Genomic DNA, 16,260 nt, shown 5'->3' with positions numbered 1-16,260 from the left:
CGGCCCTTCTCTGCGTCAAAATGGCACGCAAAGGGCATCCCAGTTTTATCGAATCCATCCGTCTTGAGTTAGGCTCAATAAAAACTGTTGGGGAAATAGCGCAGATAAAGCTCCGTTAGCGTGCCTTTCTGCTGCAAGGCCTGAAGAGCATTGTTGAAGGCACTGGCAAGGGGAGCGTTCTTCTGTGCGACCGCAATGCTGAGACCGGAGCCAAGATATTGCGGTGCGAGGTAAGCGCCGGCTGTAAAGCTGCAGCAAGCATGGCCTTCAGGACTATTCAGCCACACTGAAAGTGACATGCCGTCGTGGAACACCGCGCTGACCTTACCGCTCTTGAGGTCAGCGAGCATGATGGATGCGTCAGGGTACGGTTTGGCGACCGCTTGAGGAAAATAGCTTTTTAGCAGTTGCTCGTGGGCCGATCCCGCAATAACGCCAACGCTTTTACCTTTTGTGGCCGTAATTGCATCGTCATTAAATGCGCCTGCGTTGGTCGTCGCAAATCGCGCAGGCAATCGCATATAGGACCGCGAGAAAGCAAATTGACCACGATTCTCATCGGTTGGTTTCCATCCGGCTATGATGGCTTCTGCTTGTCCGCTAAGCAGTCGTTCCTCAAGCTCATTCCACGGCACAGCTTCAATCTGACAGACGTCGTCAACACCCAATTGACGACAAAGGGCTTTGGCTAGGTCGACATTGTAGCCGGACAGCTGTCCCTGATCGCCAAGCATGTTGAACGGGGGAAAGTCAACGGTTGTGATGAACCTCAACCGATTGAGCGCCTGCAAGGACGGTAACGGCAGGCGTTCTTTCTGGTTGATGAAAGATGGAGCCTCTGGCTGTGCGTCTGAGGCCCAGGCACCATGGGCGCCACACGTGAATGCCAACGCGACGAGCAGTCTTGGAAGGTAGCGTTTCATGACCCGCTTTTGCCTTTTTCTCTATAATTTCGCGTTAACTGAGTTATCGAGTGACGAGCAATATTCAACGAAGGTTCAATAAAAATAAAGGTTGCAATTCATTTTCAGTATATTACCTTCCGATTGCAAATTTTACCGAAATAAATACCTAATGAAGTAAATGGTAAAATATTAAAGAATTGAATTATTAAAGCATAAAATAAGTAAATATAGGTATTCAGTAGTGCGGGGGTGCTATGAGTAATGGATCGATTGCGTTCGATCTGGAGATATGCAGTGCCATATCAGCCAGATTGGAACAATGTGGCGTGTCTAGAGATGCGTTGTTGGGGGCGTATAGTACGGCTACTCACCATGGAACATCGTTTTGTGTGGAATTGATTCAGCGAGGAGATGTTGCGGAATCGGCCATTTATGCAGCTATCGCTGATCTTCTGGGATTGGAATTCACAAACGAGGCTTTACCGTCGCGCATTTTCGTATCGGGGGAGGAAAAGCCATCGGCTTTCATCGATGTCGGACAGGTTATGGTGCTCGGCGCAGACGGAAATAGTTATCTCTACATTGCTCCGTCCGAAAATCGTATCCGAAAACTTCGAGATCATATTCTTGCGACACCGCAATTGAAGAGCCGAATTCGGATCTGTACGCCGACACTTTTGAAACAGATCATGCGGCAACGACATCAGAAGGATCTGATTGCGCGGGCTCATGAAATGACGCCGCAGTCGTTTTCAGCAGCGCGCGTTCTGGATACGCCACAGGCATTTATCATTGCCATGGCAATCTATGCGTTCTTTGCCTGCGTGTTTAACTGGCCGACGATGACGCTTCTGGTGCTTCATGTGGCGTTGTCGGTATTCTTCTTCGGATGCGTGATGATCCGTTTGTTCGCGGCTGTTTCGGGACGCCGGTTGAAGTTTCTCGAAATCAGGAAATGCAATCCGCGTGACTTACCGAACTATTCAGTCCTGGTCCCGTTATATCGGGAGCAGGAAGTGATCGGTCAGCTCATTACGAGCTTGAAACGGCTGAATTGGCCCGCCAGCAAACTCGATATCAAGCTTGTTTGCGAGAAGGATGATTTCGATACAGTATCGGCGATACGCCGTGAACGGCTGCCGTTGAATTTCGAATTGGTTCTCGTGCCGTCTGGCGGACCCAAGACGAAGCCGAAGGCACTGAATTATGCATTGCAATTTGCGCGAGGCGAGATTGTAGCGGTCTTCGATGCTGAAGACCGTCCACACCCTGACCAGCTGCTGGAAGCATGGCAGACTTTTCAGGCTGAAGGCGACAAGCTGGCCTGTGTGCAGGCACCGCTGATTATCGGGAACTTCCGCCACAACCTGCTGACACGAATGTTTGCATTTGAATATGCAGCGCTTTTCCGCGGTTTGTTGCCTTGGCTCGCTTCGCGGGGGCTTGTCATTCCTCTCGGCGGTACTTCCAATCATTTTCGGCGATCTTGTCTGGAAGAAGTTGGCGGCTGGGATGCCTACAATGTCACGGAGGATGCCGATCTCGGGGTGAGGCTCGCCCGGTTCGGTTATCACATCGGCGTCATCACGCGCGGAACGATTGAGGACGCACCCGTAAACTATGATATCTGGCGCAAACAGCGAACACGCTGGCTCAAAGGCTGGATGCAGACATGGCTCGTTCATGGACGCCAGCCGCACAACACATGGCGTGAACTTGGCTGGTTCCGGTTTTCTGTCAATCAGATCTACACGCTAGGTATAATCAGTTCAGCGCTTCTGCATCCGCTCATGTTGGCCATGTTCGCGATCTTGCTGACCAGCATGTTATTCGGGCCTTTGACAACCCATGGCGTCTGGCTGTTGGGGATTGATGTAACGAATATTCTGCTGGCCTATCTTAGCTTCTATCTTCTGGGTGCAAGAACAATGGAGCCAACGGAACTGGGAGGATATGCTTATCTGTTTTCAATCCCGGTATACTGGGTGTTGATTTCAATCTCCGCGTGGCGCGCCTTATGGCAGCTGATGCGTGTGCCTCATCTGTGGGAAAAGACACCGCACCAGCCAAGCTTGTTCTACATTTCCGCAGAAGACGAGGTGAGGAATGTAGAGCCGCGTCCGATGATCGATTGATCCTCGGCTCCAATTGCCTGAAGGTCTCTTCCTTCATAGGGCAGCGTCAAAAGGATGCGCCGGATTGCAGCTAATCTGGCGCGTCGCTTGTCATTCGACCGAATGATCGTCCAGGGTGCGTAACCTGTATCGGTCCGTTCAAGCATGGTGTGTAGTGCGTCGGAGTAATCATTCCAGCGGGAGATTCCCGCCACATCCATCGGCGAGAACTTCCAGTTCTTGAGCGGACTATGGCGACGTTCATGAAAGCGCTTGAGCTGCATTTCCTGACCGATATCCAGCCAGAATTTGAAGAGATGAATACCGTCCGTAACGATCATGCGCTCGAAATCGGGTGTTTCAGTCAGGAAGGTTTCAAGCTGCGCCGGGGTACAAAAACCCATCACCCGTTCCACACCAGCCCGGTTGTACCATGATCGGTCAAACGTAACGAACTCGCCGGCAGTTGGAAAATGCGCGACATAACGCTGGAAATACCATTGACCCTGTTCGGTTTCGGTGGGCTTCGGCAAAGCAACGTTCCGCGCGGTTCTGGGGTTCATGAACTCACGGATAGTAAAGATTGTCCCGCCTTTACCAGCCGCGTCGCGGCCTTCGAAAACACTGATGACTCGACCGCCTGTATCCTGAAGCCAGTATTGAAGTTTGACGAGTTCGATCTGAAGCCGCTCCAGCGTTTCTTCATATTCGTCCGACTTCATCTTGGATGGGTAGGGATATCCACCTGACTGCAGCGCATTATCGTCGATCCATTTCGGCAGTTTCGGATCATTTATGTCAAACGAACGCGCTACACCGTCAATTTTCAGCTTGATTGGCTTGTCGATCGGCTTCGCTTCGTCTTTTTTGTCTTTCTTTTTGTTAGCTGTCTTCGAACTGTCACCCACGGCAATTCCCTTTCGTTTATATCAAAGCATGATATGGGCTGTTTGGAAGCCGCGTAAAGGACGTTCGAGCATTTCCGGATAAGTCTATGCCCCAACCGCAGAAGGAAGCAGCATGAGCGAGGCAGGCAACCGCACCGATCCAGAACCACAGGCGGAGAAGTCGATTTTCGAACCGCTTCTCCGGGTCAAGGGTGTCTTGATTGCCAGCATGGTTCTCGCGGTCTGCGTGCTGGCTCTTGATCTCCCCTTCTGGTTTCGAGCTGGCCTCCTGGCCGTTGTCGTACTCGGCGCTGTGTGGCTCGCAAGCGAAGTTGCGAGCAGCGAGCCAGACGAAGAGCCGGTGAAGACAGCGGCACCCAACGAAATGGCGGGAGTGTCCGGCGAGCGTCTGGCCGATCTTCTGACCGATCCGATGGTCGTCTTCGATCATAGCGGAACCGTTCTATTCAACAATTCTGCGGCTCTGGAGGCGTTCCAGTCGCTGGAAACCGGCACAGCGCTCTACTTGCGGTTTCGAGCGCCGGAAATGCATGCTCTCATTCAAGGCGTGATTGCAGACGGCGAAGCGCGAAGTATTGAATATTTCGAACGCGTCCCGATTGATCGCTGGTTCAAGGCGATGGTCAAGGCCTTGCCGGGTAAGGATGGCAGGCCTGAACTTTTCGTCCTGCTGTTCCGCGATCAGAGCGAAACGCGTCGCATTGATCGTATGCGTTCAGACTTCATTGCGAATGCAAGTCACGAACTGCGCACGCCGCTCGCCTCGCTTCGCGGGTTCATCGAGACGCTGCAAGGGCCAGCTCGAAACGACGCAGCTGCGCGCGACCGCTTTCTGGATATCATGCAGAAACAGGCCGAACGCATGTCGCGCCTGATCGACGATCTTTTGTCCCTGTCTCGCCTTGAAATGCGGGCACATCTGGCGGTCAATGAATGTGTGGACATGACGTCCATCCTCAATCACGTTGCCGACACACTGACGCCCTTGGCAGCCGGTCTCGATATCCGTATCGAGCGTCAACTGCCGGATCATCCCGTTACAGTCACTGGCGCGCGTGACGAGCTTATCCAGGTGTTCCAGAACCTCGTCGAAAATGCCTGCAAATACGGGCAGGCAGGCAAGCGCGTCATCGTAAAACTGGACGAAGATAACAGCGGCAGTTCTGCTGAGGTGGTGACATCAGTTCAGGATTTTGGTCCGGGCATTGCAGCTGAGCATTTGCCGCGCCTGACGGAACGTTTCTATCGGATTGACGTCGAAACAAGCCGGGCTCAAAAGGGGACGGGCCTTGGGCTTGCCATCGTCAAACATATCCTTGCGCGCCATCGCGGTCGTCTGGTTGTTCGCTCGCAATTGGGCGAAGGATCAACTTTCACGGTGCGGATGCCGAAACGTACTGTGTAGGCTTTCTAACCAAACTTGCGCAGCACCCGCCATTTCAACGGGCGCAGCTTTTTGTAAAGCAAGGTTGAACGTATCCATTCCAGTGAACGGGCAAGAATGAGTGAGGTGCGTCCCCGAAGAGTGGCGGGGCGAATATAGTCGCGCAGGGGTATTGTCCGGTCGCACAAGCCGATTTTCCACCCCTCGTCGCCAAAGCCAAGATCGAAGCAGGCGTAGCCATCTGCTTTCAGCCTGTGCAAAAGGCGTAGAATTATCACTTTGCCGGGTGAAAATTTGCTCCATGTTCCGGCCTCGAAGGTTGTGATCATCGCACAGTAATGGTCATTGCGAACGACGCTCCACATGGTGGCCAATATTGTTTCCCCAACGGCAAGCGCTGAAAGATGCAGGCCATTGTGTTGAGCTAGGCCGTAAACTCATAAAACTGCTTGGCATTTGAATGAGCTGATGATTCAAAGGCCTCTCGAAAGGGAGGCTTTTGATGTCTCGTCGCCGTTACGAATTGACTGATCGTGAGTGGTTGATCATCGCGCCGCTGTTGCCGAACAAGCCTCGTGGTGTGCCACGTGTTGATGATCGGCGGGTTTTGAACGGCATCCTGTGGCGATTTCGCACGGGATCGCCGTGGGCCGAGGTTCCCGAACGCTACGGCCCGCCGACCACCTGTTACAATCGCTTCGTTCGCTGGCGAAAGGCAGGGGTCTGGGATCGCCTGCTTGCAGCGGTTTCAGAGGCTTATGACGGCGACATCGTCATGATCGATTCCTCCTGTGTCCGTGTCCACCAGCACGCAGCCACGGCAAAAAGGGGGATGGAAACGATGGCTGCATGGGACGTTCCCGTGGTGGCCTGACCAGCAAGATCCATGCTCTCGTCGATGCCGAAGGCCGCCCCGTAACCCTGCGCCTGACGGCTGGGCAGGTTGCCGACTGCAGGGAGGCCGAAGCCCTGATCGACGCTCTCGGCGAGGGCGACATTCTTCTGGCCGACAAGGGCTACGACAGCGACGCCATCCGCGCCAAGGCAAGGGAGCGAAAGGCCTGGGCTAACATCCCACCCAAGGCATACCGCAAGGGCACGTTCGCCTTCTCGGCGTGGCTCTATCGCCAGCGCAACCTCGTCGAGCGTTTCTTCAACCGCATCAAACACTTCAGGGGTATCGCCACACGATACGATAAAGACCCCGCCAACTATCTCGCCGCCGTCAAACTCGTCGCGGCACGCATCTGGTGTCAGTCGTAATGAGTCTACGGCCTAGTTGCTCGGTTGCCTCTTCAAAGAAGCGGCGCTTTTCAGGATGCGCATCGAAGCCAGGGACTTTTGTTTCTTCAAAGCGGCGCTGTTTCTGGCGTAGCATGACCTGCAGAACAGATCGTCGTTCCGCTTGGGTTTGCGCTATAAGGAACCGACATCCTTCCATCTTCTGAAGCATCCGATCACGCTTCTTGATATTGCTGATACTCTGTATGGATCGCTCTATCTCATCCATCGGGCGCATCAGAGAAATCGCATGTGTCGATGCGTTAGAAAGTTTGTTTGTCAGTTGCCACAGTGGATTTGTGAGATCTTCCACTCGCTCCGGCATTTTGCAGAATGCAATCACATCATGGGAGGGAGCGGCCGCGATAACAGCTGCGAGAATGCGTGCGGTAGTGTCAGGGGAAAGTTTCGCCGCAGCTGGAAACACGATAGGCACGTTGTAGTCGCTCACACCGTCATCGATGAATCCCAGCACACGGGATCCGTAAATACGTGTGATTGAGAGCGGCAGAAAAAGAAGTGGGGTGCCGTCGTGCTGGCGAACCTCGGTCAAACATAGCTGCGTGCCGGGTCTGCGCCCGTAAGTTGCGTCCCATGCTCTTACGAAAGATTTGGTCTGGAACACAAAAAATGCGCTGCCGGTTTTGTCATCGGCATCTGGCCAGTCGCTGGATAGCTGTTCCGTGCTGCTATAGACCCGAATGTCAAAATCTTTGGTCAGCATAAATGTCTTTCAGGATTTCCTAAATTAGGAAACCTCAATTATTTGAGTAGGTCGAATCTCATTTTATAGTTGAAGTGTTTAGTGGATTTGAAACCAAAGGAAACTATGAAATGCTAGCTTGATTGGTTCTGCCAATAGATTGCTAGGCGCGTGCTTTCTCCCAAATAGGTCAACGATGTCTGTTTCGATTATCATCAAAACTTTGAACGAAGAAAAGCGCATCGCCGAGGCTGTAGAGAGCGCTCTGAAGGCTTTGCCTGGCGGAAAAGTGGAAGTAATCGTAGCAGATAGCGGGTCCACGGATCGCACAATAGAGATAGCACAGTCTTATCCGATCAAGATTGTGCAGATCGAGCCTCCCGCGCGGGCCTGCTGCGGTCTCGGTCCACAACTGGGCTTTCAGTATTCGACGCAGCCTTATATCTGCCTGATCGATGGCGACATGACAATCGAGCCAGATTTTCTGCCGGCAGCTCTTGATTATCTCGACAAGCACCCGGATGTCGGTGGCGTGACCGGCCATGTCGTGGACCAGATTCTGGAAAGCCTGGAGTTCCAGCGTCGTGCGAAGCGGCATTCGCCGGAAGCGCGAACAGGTGACATCGACCGTATGAATGGCGGTGGACTTTACAGGCGCAGCGCGATCGAGCAGGCGGGATATTTTTCCGATCGCAATCTTCATGGCCATGAAGAGTTTGATGCGGGTGTTCGGCTGCGTAGTAAAGGCTGGAAACTCTATCGTCTGGATCGCCCTTTTGTGCAGCATTTTGGCTATACCATGAATGCCTATAAGCTTCTGGTTCGCCGGTGGAAAAGCAAATATCTGCGTGGAACCGGCGAGGTTTTGCGTGCTGCAATGGGGCAGGCACACCAGAAGAATTTGTTCCGTGAACTGCCGGAATTACGGCTTTGGGGCGCGGTTTATCTATGGTGGCTGGTGATCTTGGCGGCTCTCGTTTTCGTGCCGGGATGGCCGCTGGCAATTCTGGCGGCAGCCGTGATTGCGGCGATCCCGTTCGCGGCAATGTCCATTCGTTCGCGTAGTATCGAGCTTGGCGTCTACGCGGTGGTAGCATGGATATTTCATGCAGCTGCACTACCGCTTGGCTTTTTTCAGCCGCGCCGCAAACCAACCGACTGGATCGAAAGTAAGGTTATAAGGGAGCCTTGATGAAAATCCTGCGACTGGCCATATCCGTTTCACTTATAGGCCTCGCGATGTCCAACGCTGGTGCTGAGGAATGGCTTCCGGTCACAGAAAACAATCTCGAAATTTCCGATGGAAGTCCGCTCGATTTTTCGGGGTTTCTGACAAACATCCCGATTGAAGAGAAAAATCGTTTGATCGCAAATGCCGCCGGGCGTTTCGCAAAAGCCGACGAGCCTGACCAAACGATGCGGCTGCAGTGTGCCGCGATTGCCTGGGGGCCACCCTCATCTGGCGTGGTAGATCATGCCTTCATTGATCGATATGTGCGACAGCTTCGCCTGCACGGCTACAATATAGCTCGACTTCATTTTGTTGATGCCGACTTGATGCTTGGACAGGAGCGCGAATTCGATTTTCGTCCGGAAGCTCTCGACCGGATGCGTTACCTGATGGCGGCGCTCAAACGCGAAGGCATTTACTGGATCATTGACGGACTTACCTCCGAAAGCGGCGCCTTGGGCGGGAAGGACACTGATCGTTGGGGACTTGAAGGCAATCTGAAACGCCGAACCTATGTGGACGATGCAGCATTCGATCACTGGCTGCGCTTCCAGAAAGAAGTCTACGCCACGATCAATCCTTATACAGGCCTCACACCTCTAGAAGACCCCGCACTCGCCCTGATCATTCCGTTCAATGAAAATGGTATCGAATTCACAAGCTTTGTGCACGAGCATGACGACGGGACCACATTTTGGCCCGGCTATCGTCCCGCGTTCAATGCATTTCTGAAAAAGCGCTATGCGAATACCGCTGCCTTGTCACGAGCATGGGGTGGTTTGGCTCCCAACGAAAATCTGGAGCAACAAACCATCCAATTGCCTGAAAGCCGTAGCGGCGGCGGGAGACGGCTTCGGGATTTTCAGGCTTTCCTCGTTGAAAGTGAACGTTTACTGGCACAACGGATGGAACAGGGCCTACGCGGTCTTGGCTATCGCGGTCTTGTCGCCCCCTATAACAACTGGTTCACCGTCCAGACGGCTCTTTCAAGACAGAGCCAGAAAGCGTTGGTTGCCAATACCTATCATGACTGGATCGGAACCCTCAGCCCAGGAACGGAAATCAAGCATACGAGTTCGATTGCCGACGCTGCTTCCTATGTCAGCGAAATCGCTGTCGGGCGCTGGCTCGGGCGGCCTTTTCTTGTGACCGAGTACGAGCATCTGTTCTGGAACCGCTATCGATATGAAGCGGGTTTGGTGTTTCCGGCCTATGCCGCATTGCAGGGCTGGGACGGTATCTGTCGCCATGGGCAGGGGCCGCTAACGCTTGCATTTGATGAGGCAGCACCATTCCGCCAACGTATCGTTCCCTACACTTTTGCCGTCGATCCTGTCGCGCGTGCGGGCGAAACGCTGGCGTCACTCCTGTTTCGTCGAGGCGACATCGAAACTGCAGATTTCAATCTACCGTTCATGATGCAGGGTGAGGCGAGCCTTGGTGAATCGCTTGAGTTTCGAGAATCGGCGCGACTGAAACCGCTGGCACTTGTTGGCGGGATCGGTCTTGCCACGAAAGAACTGACTTGGCCGCAAGGCCTACAAAAAAAAGTCGCAGTCGATTATCGAAATGTATCACTCGATAACGTGTTGCAGCGTCTGAAAATGGCGGGTCTCCTTGCAGATGACAACGCGACCAGTCCCTCGCAAGGCCTGTTTGAAAGCGCCACTGGTCAAATCCGGCTCGACCGTAACAAGCTGCGGATGCAGGTCGTTACGCCTAAGACCGAGGCCATTGCCTTTGCTGAACTGAAAGACCGCCTGACTTTGCGTGAGCTATCCCTCGGCAATGCCGAGGAGAGGGGCTTGTTTGCTGTTTCGGCTATTGATGAGAAGCCATTGAAGGACAGTGAAAAGCTGCTGATAATTTTCGCCAGTGATGCCCGCAATACCGACATGCGCTTCCGCGACAAGGCGGAGAAAATCATAGAGGATTGGGGATGGTTGCCAGTCACTCTGCTGCGTAACCGGGTGGATGTGACACTGGCAGGAAATACTGTTTCATGGACACTCTCGCCAGTCGGTCTTGATGGGAAGATTCATGACAAAATAGCTGTCGGGTCTGGCCCCATTGCCTTCCAGCTGGATAATGGAGCTGGCAAAGCAGGGCCGACGACGTTCTTCTTGCTGGAACGGAAGCTTGCAGCTCAATAGAAATCCGTCGACAGCCTGCTCCAGCTTTCGCCAGCGAGCCCGCCAATAAAGATATCATTACGCTGAACGGCGTTCAGCATATCCGCGTTTGCTGTGGCTACACAAACGTTGGCTTTCAGACGAAAGAACATGATCGACTGTTGTGAGAGCGCATTGAGATAACGCGGATCGACCCGGCCTTGCGCTGCGACATGCCCTTCATCCTGCAGATGGAGCAGCATCGCATCGACGGCATGTTTTTCCATTCCGGCCTTGGCGAGGATGTTCAGAACTTCTGCAATGCCATTGGAGCGGACGTAGTAACAAAAAAAGCCGCTCGGACTGCCGGTGCGGTCGTTGATCGCACAAAAACGCAAGGTACCGGCAGCCTGATTATCGGACGCCATCAGGAACAGCCAGTTGATGTCGCTTTCTGTCCAGGCTGGATGTGCCAAATAGCTTTGCAGGTAACCTGGAACAAGAGATATGGCTTCGTCTTGCGCAATTTCCTTCACATTCGCCCGGGGCTTGGCAGCTCTCGTGATCGCAGGAATCGGAAAAAGCGGGTTGAGCATTCTGCCTACTGAGCTTGTTGCCCATCCGCCGAGGATCGGACGCCGTTCTGCAACGTAACTGGCCACATAGCTGGCAGCCTGGAATATGCGTGTCCATCCGAGCCCATGTGTGCCGAGTGTAATCCCCCCAATTGCTTCGGAATGTTTGAGGCTTACTGGCGCAGCACTGTCGGTGAAGTTGAGTATCTTTTCACTTGGACGCAAAGTGAGTGTCAATTCGGCGGCGCCGCGTGGCGACATTTCCGGTTTCATCATGAAGGCGCAAAGCAATCGCCCCATGATCGATTGACCATTGACCCTATAGGGGATGGGCAGAACCGAGATCGCGCTATCGATCTCACCGTGCTCGTCCTCATGGACCACGCTGCCAATTGCAGGGTCGTAGTAGGGGCTTTCAAAAAAGAACTTCTGAAAATACTGATCGAAAGTCTTGTTGCATGACTTTGAGTGTGGACGAAAAACTCGCTGGAACAGCGTGCGGACGGCAGGAATATCATCAATATGCATCGCGCGAACACGTCGCGACTTGATGTCATTTGCTGGTGTGGAGATGCGCGTCATCTAAGCCCCCGCCTGCTTGAAACCGCCTTTTTTCTCTTCTGCGTCACGACTCCGGCGAACGAGGTAGATAACGCAGCCCCACGATGCCAACACAATACTGATTTCGATTACGTAAATAGCTGCGAAAGTTCCTGTGATTGGCGCATACCAGGTGGCCAGTGCCAGAAGCGGTGCACCAAGAATGTTGCCTGTGTTCAGGACCGCCGTGCGATAGCTGTGCTGGCTGGCTGCACCCAGAAGATCCACCGCTATCGACCATAGAGCAACAAACACCGTGATCCAGCAAAGCGTGCGGCAGAAGGAAACCAGCGTGTCGTATTCGCTGCCGAAGAGATAGGGCAGATAGGGCGCAATGATAAAGACGGCCAGTGATGTGAGTATGCCGATTGCAATCGCGGCGCCGAGCAGGCGCATTGTAATCGGTAGCGCATGATGGATGCCGTTTGCGCTGGCGCGGGCCAGATGCGGGTAGACGAGACGGTTCATCGCCTCAACGGTCAATGTGCTGCTGTCGATGATGCGACGAGTGACGCCGTAGCTGCCAACAATGCTGGGAGTTACCAATGTTCCGAGAAGCAGAAGGTCGGCATTCTGGCGGACCGCCTTGAAGATGAACTGTGATGCGAACATCACTCCGAGCCGCAGTTCATCGCGCACGATTGTGTATTGCGGACGACCGAGTCTGCGCAGGAACAAGGCATAAACCACGGCGACCAGCACATGAACCCCGAACTGCCAATAAGCCCATCCGACAACAGTGGACACGCCAAACACAAGGCAGGCGATTGTCGCGCCAATGGTGCGGGCAATGGCAAATCCGACGACGGAGAGATTGGCCGATACGAAGTCAGTATGCGCAATGTAAATTTGCTCGACCAGCAGGATAAGACGCACCAACACAATATTGGTGACAAGTAGCAGAAAAAGCCCAAACAGGTTGTTTGTAAATTCTGGAGAGCCACTCAGCCAGAACGGCAATATCACCATTCCGGCAGCGACGAGGACAACGCCTGTTACTGCGATCAAAATGAGATTGTGGCCAAGCATTGCCGGATAGATCGCTCGGTCTTGCGCCACGCGACGTACGAGGCATTCCGCTCCGCCCAGGCCGCAAATGAAGGTGGCGATGCTGGTAACGGCCATCACCGTCACGAACAAACCGAACTCGTGAGAACCAAGATAGCGTGCCAGGATAGCGAATGTAAAAAGCTGTGCGATGTTTGCCGCAAAAAGGCTGCCGCTAGAAGCTGCGTAGGACAGTAATGTCGACCAATGGCGTTTCAAATTTTCATACCGAGTTTTCGGGCCGCTATGGCTCAGCGTGCTTCTGGAGGATCAAAGGCACGCTTGGAACTTCAAGATAAGGTTATGACAGCGAAGAGGCTTCTTTTTCGTAAAGCTTCTGATGATGAGGCATATGCACTGTTTTCTCTTAGTCCCGAAGAACATGAGGTGCCAAGCATGTCGACCGAAATTTATCACAAACTGCAGGACTAAATGACCGTCATTTGCATTTTGGTGACACTCGTGCAGATGATTGCCTTTCATTAACCGAATTTTTTAATCTTTAAGTCTAAGGAAAATAGTAGCGCCATGTTTGCGCTATTGAGTGAACCTTAGGGACGACTAATGTACACCTTGCGCGACCTCGCTTCGAAAGCACGGGTAACAGAGACTGCCAGTGAAAATCTGGCATCCGTCGATGACCGGCTGCGTGCAGTCAGACGCGAGACGTATGTTGTCCGTGAAGAAGAAAAGGTTACTGAAACCATTGCGCCTGCAAACAAGGGACTGATGCTGCCGGAACTCGACCTGTTCGAGGCGCTCGCCTGGATGCGTGCCCGGTGGATTTTGATCGCAGCGCTCGCAATAATAGGTGGTTTGGCGGGTCTCGCCTACGGCATGACGGCAAAGCCTCGTTATACAGCCTATACGGATTTGCTGGTTCCGCCGTCTGGACTCCAGTTGTTGCCCAACGATGTTTATGCCCAGAGCCTGCAGGCTGACAGCCAGATTCTCGACATCGAAAGCAAAATGCGCATCTTGACTTCCGGCAACGTACTCCGACGGGTCGTGACGGACTTGAAGCTGAATGAGGATGAGGAGTTTGTGCCTCCTCCGCCAGCGTTCGATGTTAGGGCTATCCTTGGCCTCAGCAAACCGACGGGTCCGAAAGATGATACACTGACTGCTGTGCGTGCACTGTCGCAGCGGATCAACGTTACGCGTCCTGAACGATCCTATCTGGTTACGATTGCGGTCTGGACGGAAAATCCCGAAAAATCGGTAAAGGTCGCAGATTCTCTGGCGAACGCCTTCCAGGAGGAAGTTGCACAAGCAGATGCCGATGGCGCAGGACGTGCTGCCGCTGCCCTATCCGAACGTCTGTCCTCTCTGCAGAAGGCGGCAACTGAGGCGGAAGAAAAAGTCTCGGCGTTCCGCCGGGCGCACGGCCTGCAAACATCAGGTGGCGAACTCGTCAGCACCCAGTCGATGACGCAGATCAATTCTAAATTGGTCGATGCCCAAGCGCGCGTTGCCGATGCAAGCACCCGCTATCAGGAGCTGACAAAGGATACCGGCAGCGCCGTTAGTCCGGCAAGCACCTTGCAATCGCCCACGATGACGAACCTGCGTGGACAATATGCGTCGCTGAAACAGCGCTACGATGCTCTCGCCATGACCTATGGTCCGCGATATCCGGAACTGATGAATACGGAACGCCAGCTTGCCGGTCTGGAGCAGCAGCTGGCGCAGGAACGGGCGCGTATCCTGCAATCGGCCAAGGTTGACCTCGATCAGGCAAATGCCGTTGTAGCGGCTCTCAACGCACAGGCCGCTTCCGCACGTTCGGCTGTTGCGCTCGACAATGACGCGCAAGTCCAGCTTTCGGACCTCGAACGCGACATGGCCGCCAAGGTCTCTATCTACAATACGTTCCTGACCCGCTCATCGGAGACGAGCCAGCGCCAGCAACTCGATGCGACCAATATCCGGATCATTTCGACTGCCATTCCTCCGATTGGTCGCAGCTGGCCACCCAAGACCGTCGTGCTTGGTGCTGGGGGTGGCATTGCCGGGATGGGCCTTGGTGTGGTTCTCGCGCTCAGTTTGGGCTATCTTGGTGCATGGCGTCGAAACCGTGAGGGTCTGGTCTGACTTGGCTGAACTATCGGTTCATTACCGTGAGGAGATACAACCGCGAGTCTCGTCAGCTATCGGGGCCGCTCTCTTTCTCTGCATGTTCTTATTCATCTGGATAGGTACCAATCCCTATCCGGATCTTGGTGCCGTGACCGGCGTCACAGCCAAAGCTGCAGATTCCAGCTCGCTCAACCAGCTGGTCACCTTGTTTCTGACGGGCAGCTTTCTGGTTTGCGCACTGAGCAGCTCCATGCGCAGTGCCATTCTGCAACCGCGCGTTCTGATTGGCCTGGTTTTCTTTTGGCTCTTTATGACGGCCCTTTTGTCGGCTCACCCGATGATCGCCAGCAAGAAAGTGGTCTTGTCCATCCTGACCGCGTTGAATGCGAGCATCTTTCTCATGTTGCCGCAATCCGAACGCCAGATGGCACGGTTGCTGGCAGTTGGTTCATTGATAACCCTGGCGTTTGCCTATTTCGGCGTAATCTTTATGCCGCAACGGGCTATTCATCAGGGTACTGAAGTTATTGAACCTATGCTGGCCGGTGCATGGCGCGGCCACTATCCACACAAGAATGCCGCCGCCGCCTCTCTGGTGCTGATGAGCTTTTTCGGCCTCTATATCTGGAAAACCGGCTTGCCGAAGACGGGTATGCTTATCGTCGCCCTTTGCGTGTTCTTTGTTCTTAACACGGGCGGCAAGACATCGACGGCCATGTTGCCGTTTATCGTCGTGATGTCGCTGGTGTTTGTGCGACTGAAATGGACACGTGTTTTCATTGCTATCGGCGGGATCGCTGCTTTCAATATTATTGCTGTCGGAGCGGCCGTTTTCGATCCCTTGCGCGAGCTTGTCCAAAGCCTGGGCGTTGACGCCAGCTTTACAAATCGATCTGACATCTGGAAACTCGCATTCGCCGCAATCTCGGCAAAGCCGATTTTCGGCTACGGTCTGGACTCATTCTGGAAAACGCCGGAAATGGTCTATGCAGGTGGCGGTGGCGCAAGCTGGGCCGTTGCAGCCTTCAATGCACATAATTCTTTTCTGGATATGATGATCAATGCTGGGATTATTGGTTTAATTCTGACGCTTATCTGGATAATGGTCTTACCGCTTCGGTATATTAAGGAAGCGGAAAGCACAGATAACGACCCTATATTAACGCTCCTCTATATTCGCCTTTGGCTTTACGGATTATATATGTCTTGTATGGAGAGCACGTTCTTTCAGAACGGTGGGGCGGTGTGGTTCTGCATTATGGTTGCTGTCTTCGGATTGCGCTTGCAGGCAAAGGCAAAGCTCGTCTGAAACAGCTTTTGGG

12 protein-coding genes and 1 pseudogene are annotated in these 16,260 nt (G+C 53.5%); 7 read left to right on the top strand and 6 right to left on the bottom strand.

Annotated elements, in window-relative coordinates:
• Nucleotides 1–74: 74 nt before the first annotated feature.
• Nucleotides 75–923: a transporter substrate-binding domain-containing protein gene (locus tag FG152_RS08855; RefSeq protein ID WP_010658200.1), complete on the bottom strand. Its 849-nt coding sequence runs from the start codon at nucleotides 921–923 to the stop codon at nucleotides 75–77.
• A 236-nt stretch (nucleotides 924–1,159) separates the two neighbouring features.
• Between FG152_RS08855 and FG152_RS08850 the strand changes: the two genes are divergently transcribed.
• Entirely contained in the window at nucleotides 1,160–3,040 is a 1,881-nt protein-coding gene (locus FG152_RS08850; protein WP_029375881.1) for a glycosyltransferase, read from the top strand.
• Here FG152_RS08850 and ppk2 read toward each other — a convergent pair.
• On the bottom strand, nucleotides 2,983–3,927 hold the full coding sequence (gene ppk2, locus FG152_RS08845; protein WP_012090693.1) for a polyphosphate kinase 2: 945 nt from the start codon (nucleotides 3,925–3,927) through the stop codon (nucleotides 2,983–2,985). The two genes, FG152_RS08850 and ppk2, sit on opposite strands and share 58 nt — an antisense overlap.
• 112 nt (nucleotides 3,928–4,039) lie before the next feature.
• On the opposite strand from ppk2, the gene FG152_RS08840 reads away from it, so the two are divergent.
• Nucleotides 4,040–5,332 carry an ATP-binding protein gene (locus FG152_RS08840; protein ID WP_010658203.1) on the top strand — a complete coding sequence of 431 codons (1,293 nt, stop codon included), beginning with the start codon at nucleotides 4,040–4,042 and terminating at the stop codon, nucleotides 5,330–5,332.
• 5 nt (nucleotides 5,333–5,337) lie between these two features.
• Here FG152_RS08840 and FG152_RS08835 read toward each other — a convergent pair.
• A pseudogene (locus tag FG152_RS08835) lies at nucleotides 5,338–5,727 on the bottom strand (GNAT family N-acetyltransferase); the annotation flags it as partial.
• Between the two features lie 86 nt (nucleotides 5,728–5,813).
• On the opposite strand from FG152_RS08835, the gene FG152_RS08830 reads away from it, so the two are divergent.
• Nucleotides 5,814–6,574 (top strand): IS5 family transposase gene (locus tag FG152_RS08830; RefSeq protein ID WP_498985951.1). Its coding sequence is split into 2 segments (ribosomal slippage): nucleotides 5,814–6,129 and nucleotides 6,129–6,574, totalling 762 coding nucleotides; the frame shifts between segments, so codons are not numbered across the junction.
• Here the strand turns inward: FG152_RS08830 and FG152_RS08825 are convergent.
• Complete coding sequence (locus tag FG152_RS08825; protein WP_498985948.1) at nucleotides 6,537–7,316, bottom strand: GNAT family N-acetyltransferase; 780 nt, start codon at nucleotides 7,314–7,316, stop codon at nucleotides 6,537–6,539. The two genes, FG152_RS08830 and FG152_RS08825, sit on opposite strands and share 38 nt — an antisense overlap.
• Before the next feature lie 175 nt (nucleotides 7,317–7,491).
• Here FG152_RS08825 and FG152_RS08820 point away from each other — a divergent pair, with 175 nt between their 5' ends.
• Entirely contained in the window at nucleotides 7,492–8,487 is a 996-nt protein-coding gene (locus tag FG152_RS08820) for a glycosyltransferase family 2 protein (RefSeq protein ID WP_010658205.1), read from the top strand.
• Nucleotides 8,487–10,679, top strand: coding sequence for a glycoside hydrolase (locus FG152_RS08815; RefSeq protein ID WP_498985945.1), 2,193 nt, complete (start codon nucleotides 8,487–8,489; stop codon nucleotides 10,677–10,679). Before FG152_RS08820 ends, FG152_RS08815 begins: the two co-directional genes overlap by 1 nt.
• On the opposite strand, the gene FG152_RS08810 is transcribed toward FG152_RS08815, so the two are convergent.
• Both FG152_RS08810 and FG152_RS08805 read right to left on the bottom strand, forming a co-directional pair.
• The gene (locus FG152_RS08810; protein ID WP_040129923.1) at nucleotides 10,673–11,794 is read right to left on the bottom strand and encodes a hypothetical protein; all 1,122 of its coding nucleotides are present in this window, start codon (nucleotides 11,792–11,794) and stop codon (nucleotides 10,673–10,675) included. The two genes, FG152_RS08815 and FG152_RS08810, sit on opposite strands and share 7 nt — an antisense overlap.
• The gene (locus FG152_RS08805; RefSeq protein ID WP_040129921.1) at nucleotides 11,795–13,078 is read right to left on the bottom strand and encodes a lipopolysaccharide biosynthesis protein; all 1,284 of its coding nucleotides are present in this window, start codon (nucleotides 13,076–13,078) and stop codon (nucleotides 11,795–11,797) included.
• Nucleotides 13,079–13,423: 345 nt separating this feature from the next.
• Between FG152_RS08805 and FG152_RS08800 the strand changes: the two genes are divergently transcribed.
• Both FG152_RS08800 and FG152_RS08795 read left to right on the top strand, forming a co-directional pair.
• The gene (locus tag FG152_RS08800) at nucleotides 13,424–14,953 is read left to right on the top strand and encodes a GumC family protein (protein WP_454502842.1); all 1,530 of its coding nucleotides are present in this window, start codon (nucleotides 13,424–13,426) and stop codon (nucleotides 14,951–14,953) included.
• On the top strand, nucleotides 14,919–16,247 hold the full coding sequence (locus tag FG152_RS08795) for an O-antigen ligase family protein (RefSeq protein WP_433761582.1): 1,329 nt from the start codon (nucleotides 14,919–14,921) through the stop codon (nucleotides 16,245–16,247). The genes FG152_RS08800 and FG152_RS08795 overlap by 35 nt, the downstream gene beginning before the upstream one ends.
• Nucleotides 16,248–16,260 lie beyond the last annotated feature (13 nt).

The organism is Ochrobactrum sp. XJ1 (assembly GCF_024701725.1).
In the GTDB taxonomy this organism is placed as follows: Bacteria; Pseudomonadota; Alphaproteobacteria; order Rhizobiales; family Rhizobiaceae; genus Brucella; species Brucella anthropi.
The sequence above is the reverse complement of the archived record's forward strand: the minus strand, read 5'-3'. Positions and strand labels throughout refer to the sequence as shown.

Coding starts and splice junctions, on each gene's coding strand:
- FG152_RS08855 (WP_010658200.1), bottom strand. CDS start 923: ATGAAACGCTACCTTCCAAGACTGCTCGTCGCGTTGGCATTCACGTGT.
- FG152_RS08850 (WP_029375881.1), top strand. CDS start 1,160: ATGAGTAATGGATCGATTGCGTTCGATCTGGAGATATGCAGTGCCATA.
- FG152_RS08840 (WP_010658203.1), top strand. CDS start 4,040: ATGAGCGAGGCAGGCAACCGCACCGATCCAGAACCACAGGCGGAGAAG.
- FG152_RS08825 (WP_498985948.1), bottom strand. CDS start 7,316: ATGCTGACCAAAGATTTTGACATTCGGGTCTATAGCAGCACGGAACAG.
- FG152_RS08820 (WP_010658205.1), top strand. CDS start 7,492: ATGTCTGTTTCGATTATCATCAAAACTTTGAACGAAGAAAAGCGCATC.
- FG152_RS08815 (WP_498985945.1), top strand. CDS start 8,487: ATGAAAATCCTGCGACTGGCCATATCCGTTTCACTTATAGGCCTCGCG.
- FG152_RS08810 (WP_040129923.1), bottom strand. CDS start 11,794: ATGACGCGCATCTCCACACCAGCAAATGACATCAAGTCGCGACGTGTT.
- FG152_RS08800 (WP_454502842.1), top strand. CDS start 13,424: ATGTACACCTTGCGCGACCTCGCTTCGAAAGCACGGGTAACAGAGACT.